The organism is Thalassospira alkalitolerans (assembly GCF_002115745.1).
GTDB classification, from domain to species: Bacteria; Pseudomonadota; Alphaproteobacteria; order Rhodospirillales; family Thalassospiraceae; genus Thalassospira; species Thalassospira alkalitolerans.
This window is the reverse complement of record NZ_JFKB01000054.1, coordinates 1-811: the sequence shown is the minus strand read 5'-3', so window position 1 is coordinate 811 and position 811 is coordinate 1. Positions and strand designations below refer to the sequence as shown.

Here is an 811-nt window from a genome sequence, read left to right as displayed (position 1 = left end):
CCAGAAACGGCATTTGCCTGTTCTCTTTCATCCGTGTTTTCTTCTTTATCCGTGTTCTTCTTATTGGAACCGGCACCAGGTGCCGGTTTAATACCGGAATCTGATGCCGGTATGATGGAACCAGATGCCGGTTTGGAACCAGATGCCGGTTTGGAACCAAGTCCGACCAGTTGATAGGCATTGCGATTGCGAAGTCTGCCAACCGCCCGGCTCAGTTTGGTTATCAACCCAAGTTCGGCCAAACGCATAAGCGCCTGACGGACCTTGCGATCAGACAGGCTCGTCTCATGTGCAATAGTTTCAATCTTGGGAAAGCATGCCTGCGTCCGGTCATTGACGTGCGATGCCAGAATGACCGCGACACAGATTTCGGCTGTCGATAAATCAGGATGATGGAGGATCTTTGTCTGCACCCAGTGCCAACGGGCAACGGCAGACGTTCCGACCGGAGCAGATTGGTCTGCAACCGCGCCGGTGTGCGCTTGGGAATATGAAGATGTCATGCGTGGTATCGGCAGAGTTCAAACATCGCATTTGCACTTGACAAAGCGATCCCGTCGCCTAAACTTTACCTCAGATTTCTAGACCGAGGGCAGCTTAAGCCTTTTCAGAAACCCGTTGGTTGCAGCCGACGGGTTTTTTCTTTATCTATTTGAAAAGTCAGGAAAAATTAAAACTCGGAAATGCCGTCTCCTCTTTTTGAGGAGTGTCCCCGAACTTTTTCTCTTGTTTCGCGAATCCGTCGAGTCTATATCTCAAAACTCAACGGATCGGAAAGAGTGGTTGCGGGGGCAGGATTTGAACCTGCGAC

Annotated in this window: 1 protein-coding gene; it reads right to left on the bottom strand. The window is 50.6% G+C overall.

What is annotated here, in order from left to right:
- Nucleotides 1-503 (bottom strand): helix-turn-helix domain-containing protein (locus TALK_RS21870; RefSeq protein WP_139833917.1); only part of this gene is annotated, 503 nt, incomplete at its 3' end.
- Nucleotides 504-811: the final 308 nt, after the last annotated feature.